This window comes from Actinophytocola oryzae (genome assembly GCF_004364325.1).
Lineage (GTDB): Bacteria > Actinomycetota > Actinomycetes > Mycobacteriales > Pseudonocardiaceae > Actinophytocola > Actinophytocola oryzae.
The window spans coordinates 1-14,763 of sequence record NZ_SOCP01000036.1 but is presented as its reverse complement, the minus strand read 5'-3'; the positions used below and the strand labels follow the sequence as shown (position 1 = coordinate 14,763).

Genomic DNA, 14,763 nt, shown 5'->3' with positions numbered 1-14,763 from the left:
GGTCAGCGGAAGCGGATGGCCATCAGGGCGATGTCGTCCTTGGCATCGCGGCCGAACCGGCTCAGCAGCGACTCGCACAGGGACTCGATCTCCGCGTCGTGCGTGACGTGCTCCCGGATGGCCGCCATGCCGACGTCGACGGTCCGGTCCCGCCGCTCGACCAGCCCGTCGGTGACCAACAGGACCACGGCACCCGGCCGCAGCACCACCCGCGTCGCCTTCGGCCGGCGCCAGCCCGCGCCGAGCAGCGGCCCGACCGCCTCGACGTACCGGTTGCCGGTGGCGTCGGACAACAGCGGGGGGATGTGCCCGGCGTTGGCGATCTCGGCCTCACCGGTCGCCGGGTCCACGAGCATCACGCACATGGTGGTGAACCAGCCGGGGTGGAACCGGGCGACCAGCGCGTCGACGCGGTGGAGGATCGTCACGGTGTCGTGGCCCTCGATCGCGTAGGCACGCAGTGCGTGGCGGATCGCACCCATCACGATGGCGGCCTGGACGGAGTGCCCGACCACGTCGCCGACCGCGATCAGCACCCGGTCGTCCAGCTCGGCCACCTCGTAGAAGTCGCCGCCGATCTCCACGTTGTGCGCGGCGGGCATGTACCGCGTCGCGATGCTCAGTCCCGGGATGGCCGGGGTCTCGCCGGGCAGGAGGCTGCGCTGGAGCGTGACGGCCAGGGTGTGCTCCTCCGACCGCGTGCGCAGGCCCTCGCACGCGAGCGCGGTGGCGAGTCCGAGCTGCAGCAGGAGGTCCCGGTCCGCGTCGGTGTCGGCGGTGTCGACCGCGACGCACACCGGCGCGAAGGTCGGTTTCGGGGCGCCGACGAACACCGTGGCCGGGTGCTCGCCGTGCCAGCTCACCTGGGCGGCGGCCACCACGGCAGGCAGCGGGGTGGTGCCCGCGACCTGGTCGATCCCGATCTGCGCGCCCTGTTCGGTGCTGCTGGTGACGGCACCGCCCGGGACGGCGGTCGCCCGCACCTGGCCGAGCGAGGTCGAGGTCACCGCGGTGGCGGCGCCGCCGAACATGGTGGCGGCACCCTCGGCCGCCGCGGTGAGCAGCGATTCGAACGTCGTTGCCGAGTTGAGCCTGCGGGTCACCCGCGTCAGGTGTGTGAGCCGTGCGGCGAGGCGTTCCGCGACGGCGCGGGCGCGGTAGTACCGCAGCACGGCCTCCACCGTCGCGGTCAGCACGCCGGGGTCCACCGGCTCGACCAGGTACGCGTCCGCGCCCCCGGACAGGCCCCGCACCTCGTCCTCGGGTTCGATCGCGGTCGCGGACAGGTGGATCACCGGCACGGCAGCCGTCACGGGATCGGTCTTGAGGCGCGCGCAGACGTCCAGCCCGCTCATATCGGGCAGGTGCACGTCGAGCAGCACCAGGTCAGGCCGCTGTTCCGCGAGGAGCGCCAGCGTCTCCGCCCCGGTCCCGGCCTCGATCACCCGGTAGCCGCCGCGCCGCAGCCAGCTGCCGAGCAGGTAGCGGTTCGGCTCCGAGTCGTCCACCACCAGGATGGTCGCGAGCTCGCTCGATATCATCATTCCCACACCGCCCTGGGTAGGACCATCAACGCTTCGGTGATCGCCAGCCGGACCGTGTCGACCGACAGCTGCGACTTCGGCAGCAGTGCGGCCCCGAGACCCGCGCTCGTCAGGTCCATGCCCTCCACCCCGGCCGAGGTCACCACGACGACCGGGATACTCCGCAGCTCGGCCTTGCCCCGCAGGACCCCGAGCACCTCGCGGCCGTTCATCCCGGGCATGTACAGGTCGAGGCAGACGAGCGCTGGTCGGCGCCGCGCGACCGCGTCGAGCGCGGCGCGGCCGTCGTTGGCGTAGCGCACCTCGTCGGTGAACTGCTCGACCAGCCCGCCGAGGCGTTCCTGGAAGCCCTCGTCGTCGTCCACGACCAGGACGGAGTCCAGGCGGGGCAGTTCCCCGTCCTGGGAGTCGTGCACGGGCACCCGCAGTACGACCGCGGTGCCGCTGCCGAGCACGCTGGTCAGCTCGAGGTCACCGCCGAGGATCTCCGCGAGCCGCCTCGCGTAGGGCAGGCCGAGCCCGGTGCCGGTCACCCTGCCCTGCAGCGGGCCGCGGACCTGGTGGAACTCCTCGAAGACACGCTCCAGCTGGTCCTCGGGTATCCCGATCCCGGTGTCGGTGACGGTGAACAGGACCCGCGTGCCGTCCGCCGAGAGCTCGGCGCGCAGGTGCACCGTGCCCTTCTCGGTGAACTTGACGCCGTTGGACAGCAGATTGCGCAGGATCCGCACGAGCATCGTCTCGTCGGTCCACAGCAGCGGCAGCGACGAAGGCTCGTCGACGACCAGCTCGACCTCCGGCGACCGGATCGTCGATCGCAGGGTGCCCCGCAGGTGGCGCAGGACCTCCGTGAGGTCCACCGGGGCGAGCTGGGGCGCCAGCCGACCGGACTCCGCCTTGGCCGTGTCGAGCAGCTCGTTGACGAGCGCGAGCAGTGTCGAGCCGGAGTCCTCGATGAGCCGGACCTGCCTGCGCTGCTCGTCGGTGAGCGGGTCGGAGCCCGCCGAGGACAGCAGCCTGGCCAGGCCGAGGACCGAGTTGATGGGTGAGCGCAGCTCGTGGCTGATCGTCGACCAGAACCGGGTCTTCGCCTCGCTGGCCGCCCTGAGCTGCGTCGACTTCTCGTTCAGCTCGGCGTAGAGGGCGACGACACCCCGGTTGGTCTCGTCCAGCTCTTCGGACAATTCCTTGTAGAGCGCCATGACACCCCGGTTGGTGTCCTCCAGCTCGTCGTTGAGCCGCACCAGCTCCTTGCGCTGGACCTCGACGTTCTCGAGCGTGTCGAGCAGCTCCTGGTTCTGTGTCCGCAGCTCGTCGAGCGGGTCGGCGGCCCGGCTCTCGGTGAGCGTGTCACGCAGCCGCTCGATGTCGGCTTCGGAGAGCGGCGGCAGGCTGACGGGCCGCTGTTTGCGCAGTGTCAGGGAGCCCCGGCCGTTCGAGTGGGCGGTGTCCACGGCGTCGACCAGCCGTGCCGCGGGCGACCACCCGCCGGGGATGACGCGCTCCGGCGGGTCACCGTGCCAGGAGAACTCTGCGCTCAGGCCCGGCGCGGCGCCGTCGTCTACGGTGAAGGTCACCGCGGCGGTGACACCGTGGCGGAACAGCTCGCGGCCGACGTCGCTCAGCGCCGTCGCGAACCGCAGCTGGTCCTGGCGTTCGAACCCGATGGCCTCGGCGATCTCGCGACCGCGCTGCCGGACGGTGAACACGTCACGCTCGGTCGTGCTCGTCAGCCGCAGCACGTCACCGTGGCGGCGAGCCGCGCTCACCGGACCGTGGGCCGGGCGACCAGGACGCCGGCGTCGTCCTTCCGGACACCCATGTCACGCAGCAGGGTCGCGGCGATGACCAGGGAGTCCCTGCCGAACAGACCGCCCCTCTCCTCGGCGCCCCAACGCTCGGTGAGGCCGTCGGAGTGCAGCACCACCACGGCACCCGCCGGCAGCGCGTAGTCGAATGTCCTGATGGTGCGTGCCTGGTACCCGGCGATGCCCGGCACCGACACCATGCTCTGCTTCCTGCCGCCTGCGACGACGCAGGCCGCGATGTTGCCCAGGCCCGCGAACACGACCGTCCGCCGCTCGAGGTCGAGGTCCGCGACCGCGACCGCGCCGCCCCGGGTGCCACGCATCGCTGTGTGGATCCGGCCGAGGATGTCACCCGGTCCGCCGGAGAGGTCGTCGTGGAACGACCGCACGGCCGCCTGCGACGCCCACGCGGCCAGCGGTCCGTGCCCGGCCCCGTCGCACATCATCAGCCTGAGCCTGCCGCCCTCGTCGCAGACGGCGTACCCGTCGCCGCAGACGTCCTCGCCCTCGATCGGCCTCGTGATGCCCGCCGCCAGCTCGCCGGGCAGCTCGGCACACGCGCCGCGGCGCCGGTGGAACCGCGCGGTGACGACCGTGCCCGCCCCCACCTCGGACGACACGGCACTCGCGTCGGCGAGCCGCGTGACCGCGCCGAGCCCCACCCCGAGGGTGCCGGTGGAGGACTGTCCGTCGCGCATGGCCTCCTCGACGTTCGCGATGCCCGGCCCCCGGTCGACGGCGACGACCTCGACGGCCGCCTCCTCGACGGCACGCACCGACCGGACGAACAGCATCCCCTCGCGTGCGTGCCGGTGCAGGTTGGTGCCCAGCTCGGTGACGGCGATCTCGACCTCCGCGACGCGGGTGTCGGTGAACCCGAGCTGCGCGGCCAGTGCCCCGGCGACGCGGCGCGCCCGACCGGGCGCGGACACGTCGTCCACGCGGATCGCGTCGACGTCGGCCACGATGGGCAGGCAGGCCGACCCGATCACCGGGACCACTTCACCACGGTGACTTCGGTGCCCCGGCCGACCTCGGTGTCGAGGTCGAAGTCGTCGACGAGCCGCTTGGCGCCGCTCAGGCCGAGCCCGAGCCCCTTGCCGCTGCTCCAGCCGTCGGCAAGGGCCAGCGTCAGGTCCGGGATGCCGGGCCCGTCGTCGTGGAAGGAGGCTCGCACGCCCTTGCGGGCGCCGTCGCTGACCATCGCCACCGTGGCCATCCCGCCGCCGCCGTACACCAGCGTGTTCCGCGCCAGCTCGCTCGTGGCGGTGACGAGCTTGGTCTGGTCCACGAGGGACAGTTTCGCCCGCGTGGCATAGGTGCGCACGAGCTGGCGCACCCGGACGACGTCACCGTCGGTGGTGATGGCCACCTCCTCGGGCTCCGACGCGGCTGTCATGGAGTGGCCACGACGGTACCGCTGTCTCCCCGCCGCCCTCCGCGGCGCGCGGCCAGCGCGCGGAGGATCTTCATGCCCCGTTCGAGGTCGAGGGCGGTGCGCACCTCACCGAGCGACAGGCCGAGCTCGACCAGCGTGATCGCCACCGCCGGCCGCATGCCGACCACGACCGTCTCTGCGTCGAACAGCCGGGAGATGGAGGCGATCGTGGCGAACATCCGGCCGATGAACGAGTCCACGATCTCCACCGCGGAGATGTCGATGACGACACCGGTCGCCCCGGTCGCGCTGATCTTCTCGGCGAGGTCCTCCTGGAGCGCGATCGCGCTCTGGTCGGAGAGGTCGACCTGGATCGACACCAGCAGCACGTCGCCGATGCTCAGAATCGGCACCCGCTCCGTCACGAGACCACCTCACCCGCTTCGAAGGGTTCGTTCACGAGGACACCGCGGTCTTTCTCCGCACCAGGTCGATGCCCTCCCTGGACAGCGCGTGCCGCAGCGCGTCGGCGAGGGTCGCCTTGGTGACGATGTCACCGAACTCGATGCCGAGCGCCACGATGGTCTGGGCGATCTGCGGGCGGATGCCGGACACGACGCACTCCGCACCCATCAGCCGCGCCGCCATCACGGTCTTGAGCAGGTGCTGTGCGACCTGCGTGTCCACCGCGAGCACGCCGGTGATGTCGATGATGGCGTGCTGCGAGCCGGTCTCGACGAGCGCCTCGAGCAGCTTCTCCATCACGACCTGGGTGCGTGCCGAGTCGAGCGTGCCGACCAGGGGAACCCCCAGCACGCCCTCCCACAGCTTCACCACGGGCGTGGTCAGCTCCAGCAGCTGCTCCGACTGCTCCTTGATGATCTCCTCGCGTGCCGCGGTGTAGGTCTCGAACGTCCACAGCCCCAGGTTGTCGAGCAGGGACGAGAAGGACAGCAGCTGCCGGAACAGCGCCGGGTCCTCGTCGTTCTCCGTCAGCTCGGACACGGCGCGCTTGAGCGCGAAGACGCTCGACGCGGTCTCCGACGGCGTGGAGCCCTGCCTGGCCCGCGTCCGCGACACGCTGGCGAGCAGCGCCTTGATCTCCGTGTAGGCGGGGTCGTCCAGAGTGCTCCCCTCCCGGGGCACGACCGGCAGCAGCGCGTTGAACAGCTCGCGGAAGTCCTGCTCCAGCTCCTTGGTGGTCACCCTGCCGCGCACCGCTTCGGCCGCCAGTTCGACCCACCGGGCCACGAGGGAGTCGCCGCTGGCAGACAGCCTCTCGGTGAGGCGATGAGCGCGCTCCGCTTCCGTTGTCACCCGGGTCCTCCTCGTCCACGTTCCCACCGGTCGCGGTAACAGTAGCCTGAGCAAATCCGGCGCGACCGCGACTGGCCGAACATTCCCCGGGCAGCCGCCCGGAACGCGTGTGAACAGGCGGGTAGCGGGGTACTGGAGAGCTGAGCCGTTGGGGCCACCACCCGTTCGGTCGCCGGAGAACGGGAGCACACGTGAGTCATGGCCCAGGCGACACAGCCACAGTGCTCTTCTCGGGAGACATGTCGGCCCAGAAGCTCGGGCCGGTCCGGCAGATGCTCAGGGACTGGGCGACGGCACAGGGGCTGGACGAGGACACGGTCCACGCGATCATGCTGTCGGGCTACGAGGCCCTGGCCAACACGGTCGAGCACGCCTACCGCGAGCAGGGCAGCGGCACGGTCGAGGTGCATGTGGACCGGTCCGGGGACGTCGTGACGGTGACCGTGTGCGATTTCGGGCAGTGGCGCGACCCGGCCGCGCCGCCCGGCCTGCGTGGGCGCGGTCTGGTGCTGATCGACCGGCTGGGCACGGAGGCCGAGGTCAGCACGACCGGCGGGGGCACCGAGGTCCGGATGACGTGGCGGCTGCCGTCCAACTGACGTTTTCCACTTGAGACTGGTGCACTGAAGGACGCCTTCGTAACGCCCAGCGTCAGGAAGGCGTCCTTCGTAACGCCCAGTGTTAGGAAGGCGTAACTGTCGATACTCGATCGTGATAGGCGTTGTGGTGGCCTTTGAGCTGGACAAACGCTTCTTGGTACCCAGTGGACGCGACCGTAAACCCCTTGTGGGTGAAAAAGAATAGTTCGTTGTTTCACCCATCCGTGGAGCGGCAGGACTCGAATGCGGGTTGCTGACCGACCTTCGGAAGGGGGTGATGCAGATGGAGGTCTGTGCAGCCGGTGTCCCAGTGGCACCGGATGGTTGTCGGGACCCGGCGTTGGTGTTGTTGCGCAGGTTCCTGGTGGTCGTGGGCCTGTTGTTCGGGCTCGGGTTGGTCGTCCTGGTCGTGGCCGACCGCGCCGCCGCGGACGATGGCGGTTCGGTGTCGCGGAAGGACGACACGCCAGTGGCCGGTGGTCTCGGTCGGCTCACGGAGCCGTTGACCGGGTCCCTCGCCGACGACGTCGTCAGGCCGGTGGCCGACGCGCTGGTCCACCCGGCCGCGCCGGTAGCCGCGGCGGCCGTGCAACCGGCCGCCGCAGTGGCCAAGCCGGTGACGCCGGGCATCGCCGCAGCCGCCGAACCGGTTACGCCGGTGGCCAACGCGGTGGTCGGACCGATTGCGACGGTCGCCACGGTGGCCAAGCCGGTTGCGACGGTGGTCGATGCGGTGGTCGGTCCGGTTGCGACGGTCGTCGCCGCTACGGTCGATCCGGTTGCGCCGGTGGTGGCCGCGGTGGCCGAACCGGTGACGCCGGTGGTCGCGGCGGTGGTCGGACCGGTCGCGCCGGTGGTGCGTGCCGGGGTTGACTTGCTCGCTCCGGTCGTCCGGCCGGTCGCGGAGGCGGTCGCTCCGGTGACCGCGCCGTTGTTGCGGCCGGTGGTCGCGGCGGTCGCGCCGGTGTTGCGTGCTGCCGCGCCGGTCACGGGGCCGTTGCTCACGCCCAACGCGCCGAAGCCGGTGGTGACACCGGCGGCGGACGCGACGGGCCCGGTCGAGGCGACGGGCTCGGTGCCAGGGAGCCCGGCTCCTGTCGACCGTTCACCGCGGGCACAGGTGGTTCACGAGGTGTCCTCGCGTGCCACCGTCTCGGGTGTCGTGACGTCCGGCCCGGACATGGCACCAGGTTCGCCCGGTCCCCGACCAGGGTCGCCCACCGCACCGGTCCCGTTCGCCGTCACCGGCGGCGGTATGGCCGGCGGCGCGAGTGGCCCGCACGGCGGTGACGCCGCCGTGGTCGGTGCCTCCGGTGGTGTCGTCGGGCAGTGGCCCAGCAGTGGGCGCGCCCCGCCCGGCACGATCGTCGGCACCGCGTGGTTCGGCTACGACGACCGGGACCATCCGAGTTGATCTTCCTCTTTCTCACGACCGACCAGTCAGGTTCATGAAAGGGAAGAAGGAAAGCAGATGCACAAGTATGTGCGACGCGGTCTCACCATCGCGGTGATGTCCGGCGGGTTCGCCCTGCTGGGCAGCGCGGTGGCGAGTGCCGACACGGACTCGGGACCGCTGGGTCTCGGGAACGTGCTCAACTCGGTTACCTCGGTCGTGTCGGGCGACGCGACCGCGGGCGGTGACACCGACTCCGGTGCCACCGCGGGCAAGGGCGGCGACTCCGGCAACGGTGGCAACGCCACGAGCAACGACAACGCGGCGTCGGGCAACTCCGGGAACTCGGGCAACTCCGGGTCCACCGGCGGGAACTCGGCGACGAACGTGTGCGTGCTGTCGAAGTGCGACACGTCGGTGAGTTCGGGACGCTCGGGTGACACCGGGTCGACCGGGAACACCGGCAACGCCTCGAACGCCTCCAACACCACCGGGGGCGACTCCGGTGCGGCGGGCAACGGCGGCAGTGCCGCCTCGTCCGCGGCGGGCGGGAACACGGCGCACTCCGGCAACGGCGGCCGTGCCACCAGTGGCGACGCCACCTCGGGTGGCGACACCACGTCGAACGCGACCGCCGGCAACGGCGGAAGCACCGGCAACGGCGGCAACGCGAGCAGCGTCGACAACGCGGTGTCGGGCAACTCCGGCAACTCGGGTGACTCCGGGTCCACCGGCGGCAACACGGCCTACGGGCTGTGCGTGCTGGCGCGGTGCGACACGACCGTCACCTCGGGCGACTCGGGTGACACCGGCTCGACCGGGAACACCGGGGACGCGACCAACTGGAGCAACACCACCGGAGGCGACTCCGGCATGGCAGGCGACGGCGGCAGCGCCGTCGCGGGTGCCATGGGCTCCAACGCGGCCCACTCCGGTGACGCGACCGCCGGGCGCCGGCACGACAGGTGGCACGCCGGTGACGCCACCGGTGACGCCACCTCGGGTGGCGACACCACGTCGAACGCGACCGCCGGCAACGGCGGAAGCACCGGCGACGGCGGCAACGCCACGAGTGGCGACAGCGCGGTGTCGGGTAACACCGGCAGCTCCGGGGACAGCGGCTCGACCGGTGGCAACACCGCGATCGTGTTCAACCTCGGCAGCGGTGAGGACCGTGGCAGGCACGACTGGAAGCACGACGACTGGAAGTGCGACCGGAACGGCCACCACGACACCGGCGGCCGGTCGACGACCGTCGTCGGGTCCGGGAACTCGGGTGACACCGGGGCGACCGGGCACAGTGGTGACGCCACGAACTGGAGCGACACCACCGGAGGCGACTCCGGCATGGCAGGCGACGGCGGCAACGCCGTCGCGAGTGCCATGGGCTCCAACACCGCGCACACCGGTGACGCCAAGTCTGGTCAGTGGAGCCGGCACGACAAGGGCGGTGACGTCGCAGGCAACACCGGCGACGCGACCACCGACGGCGACACCTCGGCCAACGCGACCGCGGGCAACGGCGGAAGCACGGGCAACGCCGGAAACGCCACGAGCGACAACGACGCCGTGACAGGCACGACCGGCGACTCGGGCAACTCCGGGTCGACGGGCGGCAACACCGCACGGTCCCGTACGGACAACCACTGGAAGTCCCACGGCCGTCACGACAGTGGTGAGTCCACCACGGTCGTGTGGTCCGGCAACTCGGGTGGCACCGGGTCGACCGGCACCAGCGGCAACGCCGCGAACTGGAACAACACGACCGGCGGCAACTCAGGTGCCGCCGGTGACGGCGGTGCCGCCCACGCCGCCGCGACCGGGGCCAACACGGCCTGGTCGGGCATGACCGCCTGACGGTCGGCCACTGGTTGAAGGATGCGGGGCGTCGAGCGATCGGCGCCCCGCACCCTTGCGCCCACCTGGAGGGGCGATCCGCGGCGAGGCGAGCCATGCACCCGGCGGACGAGGAATCCGGCCGGCACACCGCATCCGTTTCGGCAGCGGCCGCACAACGCAGGCTCCCCGGCTCGACCGGGACGGCAGAACGGGTCCGGGACAACGACACCGGTCAGCCCCCCAGGTGAGGGCCCGGCAACCCGCTGAGACCACACAGCGCCGGACACCGCGGAAGGCTCGGCGGAGGCGTGGCGACGACCCGCCAAACCACAGAATCGGCGGGCCTCACCGGTCAGCGCGGCAACCGGCCGACAGAACTTGCCGACCGGCTCGGCAGACACCGCAAACGATCCACGGCATCAGCTCACGAACCGAACGACCGGCGAGCCCGATCAGAGGATCGCGGTCTCCGCGACCGATGAGAACCCGGGCGCCAGGCGGGCAGATCGGCTCAACAACCACGCAACAACGACCACCGAAGCCACCAAAGCGCCCGACCGGCGACGACCCGCCGGACCGGACTCGGCAACGATCAACGCGGCAAGCCGACAGGGCTCACCGGCCCGGCCCGACAGAACGACAACACGATCCACGGCGGCACCTCACACACGCGAACCGCCGATCACGGGAGCACGGTCTCCGCGACCGATGGGACAGCCGGACAACCAGGGCCTCACCACACGGCCCAACGGACACGGCCACACCATCCACGGCAAACACCGACCAGCCAAGCCACCAGGGCACCCGGTCGACAACCCGACAACCACAGAATCCGCGGCCTCGACAATCGGCGCGGGACCGGCCAACAGGACCCACCAGACACGACACCTCACGCACAGGAACCGCCGGCGTGGCGGCTCACGGGATCGCGGTCTCCACGACCGGTGCGGTGGTCGGCTGGGTGGAACCGCTGATTGGCTCGACCGTCACTGCGACGCGGTTTGCGGTGACCAGGCCGGTCAGTTCGGTCGTGGTCGAGCCCTCGAACGGGGCGCCCGCGGCGTGGTAGCCCGAGTCCACGGTCCACGCCTGGTAGACGTGCCCGTCGGGCGCCTGCGGGAGGTCGGCCAGCAGGACGCCCCGGTCCTGCCCCCTGGCGACCACGACCGTGATCCCGCCAGAATGGACGAACCGAACATCCCGGGCCCGCAGCACCGTCGCGAGCACCTCCGTCCGGTGCTGGGCCTGGTCGACGTCGTGCGACCGCACCACCAGCGCCACACCCAGCGTCCCCGACGCGACCACCATCGCCGCCGCGGTTCCGGCGACCAGACGCCTGACCAGCCGTGGTCCCGGCGAAGGCACCCGCCGACGAAGGACACGCGCCTGGCGTTCCGTTCGGATTCGGACGAGGACGGTCTGCTTCAGGTGCGGCGGCGGAACGGCCACTGTCGCCAGGCCGAGCCGGACCGCGGTCTCCCCCAGCTCCCGCACCTCCACCGTGCACGAACCGCAGTCCGTGAGGTGCCGTTCGAACGCCGCTCGTTCGGTGTCCGACGTGGCGTGGAGCACGTAGGCCCCGGTGAGCGTGTGCAGGTCGACGGTCATGCGGGCCTGGTCATGGCGAACTGCCACACGTCCAGGTACCCGGCACGGAAACCCGCCTCGCAGTACGCCAGGTAGAACTCCCACATGCGGCGGAACGTCGGGTCGAAGCCCGCCGCCGCCACCCGGTCCGCGTTGGCGGCAAAACGGTCGTGCCAGTGACGCAGCGTCCGTGCGTAGTGGCTGCCCAGGCTGTGCCGGTCGGTGACGTCCAGGCCTGCCGCCGCCGCGTTGTCCAGCACGGCCGGAACCGACAGGAGCTGCCCGCCGGGAAACACGTACTTGTGGATCCACGTGTGCGACCGGCGCGTGGCCAGCATGCGGTCGTGCGGCATCGTGATCGCCTGCAGCCCGACCCGCCCACCCGGACGGAGCAGTCTGGCGATGGTCGCGAAGTAGGTCGGCCAGTACTCGTCGCCCACCGCCTCGATCATCTCCACGGACACCACGGCGTCGTACTGGCCCTGCGCGTCCCGGTAGTCGCGCAGCAGGACCTGCACCCGGTCGGCCACGCCGGCTTCCTTGATCCGTTGCTCGGCAAGGGTTCTCTGCTCCGGCGAGATCGTGAGGGTGGTCACTCGGGCTCCTCGGCGTGCGGCGCGGATGGCGAGCGCGCCCCAACCGGAGCCGATCTCGAGCACGTGCGTGTCCGCGTCGACACCGGCCAGGTCGAGGATGCCGTCGATCTTGCGCAGCTGCGCGGCATGCAGGTCGTCACAGCCCGCGGGGAACCAGGCCGACGAGTAGGTCATCGAGTCGTCGAGGAACGACTCGAACATCTCGTTCGACAGGTCGTAGTGGCGGTGGATGTTGGTCCGCGCGCCCTCGACGGTGTTCCGCTCGTCGGTCGGCCTCGCCGCGTCCACCCAGCGGCGCAGCGGCTGCAGCGCACGGGGCACCAGCGTGGTGATGCGCTCGGCGAACGGGGTGAGGAGGTCCGCGAGGTCGCGGCTGGTCCAGTCGCCCGCCATGTACGCCTCGCCGAACCCGATCTTCGCGTCGATGCCGAGGCGGTGGAAGAAGGTGACCGGGCGCACGATCCGCATCACGGGTGACCCTGGGCCGCCCGCGCCGACCACCTCCCCGCCCGGGAAGGCCGCCCGCACCGGCAGCCTGCGCACGGTCCGCCGGAACAGCCGCTCGGCCAGCCACGCCCTGGTCGGGGACTCGTCGGGGATCGCGAGGCCAGGCCACCGGAGCAGCCGTTCCGTGTCCGGGAGCAGTGTCGTGTCCTGTATGGACGCCGTGGCCATCGCGAGTCCTCCTCTGGGTCATCTCGCCCGTCAAGGCTAGTTCGTTGTGGACGGTCCGGTGGATTGCCGGATCACCCGGTCAGCCGAAGGTGAACGAATATGCCTGTACGCCCTTGCTGAGGGTGACCGTGACCGTGCCGGTCTGGTTCTTGCCGGTCGACACGAGCTCGTAGGAGTTGGGGGTGCCGGTAACGTTGATGGTCCTGGTCCGGTCACCGGTTCGGTAGGTGACCGTGCCGTTTCCGGAGAGGACCATCCGTACCTGGTTGGCGCGGTAGTTCAGCCGGATCCGGCCTGGTTCGCCGGTCGGGGTGATGTTCTGGGAGGAAAGGGTCCATGCGCCGTCGAGGGCGAAGGTGTTCTCGGGTTGCTTGCCGGGGAAGGTGAAGGTGCGGTCACCGGCGGTGTAGGTGCCCTGTCCCGCGTAATTCACCCGTTTGGTTGACCCGAGGTAGGTTTCCTGGGTGATGTCGGCGGTGTTCGGTGTGTCGTCGGCCGTGTCGGTCGGCCTGGGCAGGGACACCTTCGGGTTCGCGTCACGCAACAGCTCGCGCACGAGCTTCTCGGTGACGTCGTAGTTGCCCTCGCCGAACCTGATGTGCCGGACGGTGCCCTTCGCGTCGATGAGGTAGTGGGCAGGCCAGTAGCGGTTGCGGTAGTTGGTCCAGGTGCCCAGGTTGTTGTCCAGCGCGACGGGGTAGGTGATGCCGAACTTGTCGGTGGCGTCGGCCACGTTGCCCGGCACCTTCTCGAACGCGTACTCGGGTGAGTGGATGCCGATGACCTGCAGGCCGGCGTCGCGGTAGGCCTTGTCCCACGCGACGACGTGCGGAATGGAGCGTTGGCAGTTGATGCACGAGTAGGCCCAGAAGTCCAGCAGCACCACCTTGCCGTGCAACGACTTGAGGTCCACGGGTGCGCCGCCCGGCGTGTTGAGCCACTGCTGGATGTCCTCGATGTCCGGCGCCGTTCCGCAGGACTGGAGCGCGGTGGCGTCGTTGGTGCAGTTGTCGAGGTCCTTGTTCTGGTCGTTCTCGATACCGCCAAGGTTCAGCGCTTCCTGCACCTGCTTGCTGTTGTTCACCTGGTCCTGCAGGCCGGAGGTGTAGTCGGGGATGGCGCGTTGCAGCAGCTGCGGCAGGTTGAACACCAGGCCGGCGGCGAGGGCGATCATGACGATGCCCGCGGTGACGCGGATACCGCGCTGGCGCTTGCGGAACGCCTTGACCCGTTCCGCGACGCGGCGGCCCGCGAGCGCGAAGACGAGCAGCGGGATCGCCGCTCCCACCGCGAACGCGGCCGTGAGCACGACGGTGTCGAGGCCGATCCTTCCCGTGGAGCCCGCCACGGTGATCGCCGCCAACACCGGGCCCGCGCAGGGCACGTAGACCGCGCCCAGTGCCAGCCCCAGCGGGAAACCGCCTCGGGTGGAGTCGGGGTTGCGTTGCGGTATCCAGGAGAACGGCTTCTCCAGCAGGTGTTCGAACCGGGGCGCGATCAGGCCGATCCCGATTATCACCAGCACCACCAGACCGGCCCACCGCAACACGTCCTGCGGCAGCCCCAGCACGGACAACAGCAGCGAGCCGAACAACGTCACCAGCGTGAAGCTCACCACCAGGCCGGCGATCACCAGATACGGTCGCGCCCGTGACGGCGTGGGGGTCTCGGTCCGTTCGGCCACCGCGACACCGCCACCCGCCTCGACGGACTTGCCGCTGTCCTCGGCGTTGGCGGTACTGGCGCCGGAGAAGAAGATGACCGGCAGCACTGGGAGGATGCACGGCGAGATGCCGGTCACCAGCCCACCGACCAGACCGATCAACGCTAGTGTCAGCACGATGTCCTCACTGCATTGTCCTCACTGGATCCCTTGTGGTTTCTGGACGTTCCGTGAGGTGTTCGCGACCCAGCCCGAATCGGATTGGTCCCGGGCGCGGGGATAACGGACGGGTAACGGCTTGTTTTCCCGCCAATCCGACCCGCACCGGACACCGAATTCCCGACGACCGCAGGCCCCGGGCGAC

General features: G+C 70.6%; 12 protein-coding genes. 3 read left to right on the top strand and 9 right to left on the bottom strand.

The window, feature by feature from the left end; translation table 11 throughout:
- Positions 1-2 precede the first annotated feature (2 nt).
- The 6 genes from CLV71_RS46665 to CLV71_RS46640 are packed head-to-tail and all read right to left on the bottom strand — an operon-like array spanning position 3 to position 6,047.
- A complete protein-coding gene (locus tag CLV71_RS46665; RefSeq protein WP_133909423.1) occupies positions 3-1,544 on the bottom strand; it encodes a fused response regulator/phosphatase in 1,542 nt (513 codons plus the stop codon).
- Complete coding sequence (locus CLV71_RS46660; protein ID WP_133909422.1) at positions 1,541-3,313, bottom strand: ATP-binding protein; 1,773 nt, start codon at positions 3,311-3,313, stop codon at positions 1,541-1,543. Before CLV71_RS46660 ends, CLV71_RS46665 begins: the two co-directional genes overlap by 4 nt.
- Complete coding sequence (locus CLV71_RS46655; RefSeq protein WP_243867530.1) at positions 3,310-4,353, bottom strand: ATP-binding SpoIIE family protein phosphatase; 1,044 nt, start codon at positions 4,351-4,353, stop codon at positions 3,310-3,312. Before CLV71_RS46655 ends, CLV71_RS46660 begins: the two co-directional genes overlap by 4 nt.
- Positions 4,341-4,751 (bottom strand): ATP-binding protein, encoded by a 411-nt coding sequence (locus tag CLV71_RS46650; RefSeq protein ID WP_133909421.1) that lies wholly within the window; start codon positions 4,749-4,751, stop codon positions 4,341-4,343. The genes CLV71_RS46655 and CLV71_RS46650 overlap by 13 nt, the downstream gene beginning before the upstream one ends.
- A complete protein-coding gene (locus CLV71_RS46645) occupies positions 4,748-5,155 on the bottom strand; it encodes an STAS domain-containing protein (protein ID WP_133909420.1) in 408 nt (135 codons plus the stop codon). Before CLV71_RS46645 ends, CLV71_RS46650 begins: the two co-directional genes overlap by 4 nt.
- A 31-nt stretch (positions 5,156-5,186) precedes the next feature.
- Positions 5,187-6,047, bottom strand: coding sequence for an STAS domain-containing protein (locus tag CLV71_RS46640; protein WP_133909419.1), 861 nt, complete (start codon positions 6,045-6,047; stop codon positions 5,187-5,189).
- A 239-nt stretch (positions 6,048-6,286) separates the two neighbouring features.
- Here CLV71_RS46640 and CLV71_RS46635 point away from each other — a divergent pair, with 239 nt between their 5' ends.
- The 3 genes from CLV71_RS46635 (at position 6,287) to CLV71_RS46625 (ending at position 9,896) form a co-directional block, all read left to right on the top strand.
- Entirely contained in the window at positions 6,287-6,646 is a 360-nt protein-coding gene (locus tag CLV71_RS46635; RefSeq protein ID WP_133909418.1) for an ATP-binding protein, read from the top strand.
- Positions 6,647-6,929: 283 nt separating this feature from the next.
- A complete protein-coding gene (locus CLV71_RS46630; RefSeq protein ID WP_133909417.1) occupies positions 6,930-8,060 on the top strand; it encodes a hypothetical protein in 1,131 nt (376 codons plus the stop codon).
- A gap of 57 nt (positions 8,061-8,117) precedes the next feature.
- Positions 8,118-9,896, top strand: coding sequence for an autotransporter outer membrane beta-barrel domain-containing protein (locus tag CLV71_RS46625; RefSeq protein WP_133909416.1), 1,779 nt, complete (start codon positions 8,118-8,120; stop codon positions 9,894-9,896).
- A 900-nt stretch (positions 9,897-10,796) separates the two neighbouring features.
- Here CLV71_RS46625 and CLV71_RS46620 read toward each other — a convergent pair.
- The 3 genes from CLV71_RS46620 to CLV71_RS46610 all read right to left on the bottom strand — a co-directional run bounded on the left by CLV71_RS46620 (position 10,797) and on the right by CLV71_RS46610 (position 14,576).
- Complete coding sequence (locus CLV71_RS46620; RefSeq protein ID WP_133909449.1) at positions 10,797-11,486, bottom strand: anti-sigma factor; 690 nt, start codon at positions 11,484-11,486, stop codon at positions 10,797-10,799.
- On the bottom strand, positions 11,483-12,736 hold the full coding sequence (locus CLV71_RS46615; protein WP_133909415.1) for an SAM-dependent methyltransferase: 1,254 nt from the start codon (positions 12,734-12,736) through the stop codon (positions 11,483-11,485). The genes CLV71_RS46620 and CLV71_RS46615 overlap by 4 nt, the downstream gene beginning before the upstream one ends.
- Positions 12,737-12,815: 79 nt before the next feature.
- Positions 12,816-14,576: a cytochrome c biogenesis protein DipZ gene (locus CLV71_RS46610; protein WP_133909414.1), complete on the bottom strand. Its 1,761-nt coding sequence runs from the start codon at positions 14,574-14,576 to the stop codon at positions 12,816-12,818.
- Positions 14,577-14,763 lie beyond the last annotated feature (187 nt).

Coding starts and splice junctions, on each gene's coding strand:
- CLV71_RS46635 (WP_133909418.1), top strand. CDS start 6,287: ATGTCGGCCCAGAAGCTCGGGCCGGTCCGGCAGATGCTCAGGGACTGG.
- CLV71_RS46620 (WP_133909449.1), bottom strand. CDS start 11,486: ATGACCGTCGACCTGCACACGCTCACCGGGGCCTACGTGCTCCACGCC.
- CLV71_RS46665 (WP_133909423.1), bottom strand. CDS start 1,544: ATGATGATATCGAGCGAGCTCGCGACCATCCTGGTGGTGGACGACTCG.
- CLV71_RS46630 (WP_133909417.1), top strand. CDS start 6,930: ATGGAGGTCTGTGCAGCCGGTGTCCCAGTGGCACCGGATGGTTGTCGG.
- CLV71_RS46650 (WP_133909421.1), bottom strand. CDS start 4,751: ATGACAGCCGCGTCGGAGCCCGAGGAGGTGGCCATCACCACCGACGGT.
- CLV71_RS46615 (WP_133909415.1), bottom strand. CDS start 12,736: ATGGCCACGGCGTCCATACAGGACACGACACTGCTCCCGGACACGGAA.
- CLV71_RS46625 (WP_133909416.1), top strand. CDS start 8,118: ATGCACAAGTATGTGCGACGCGGTCTCACCATCGCGGTGATGTCCGGC.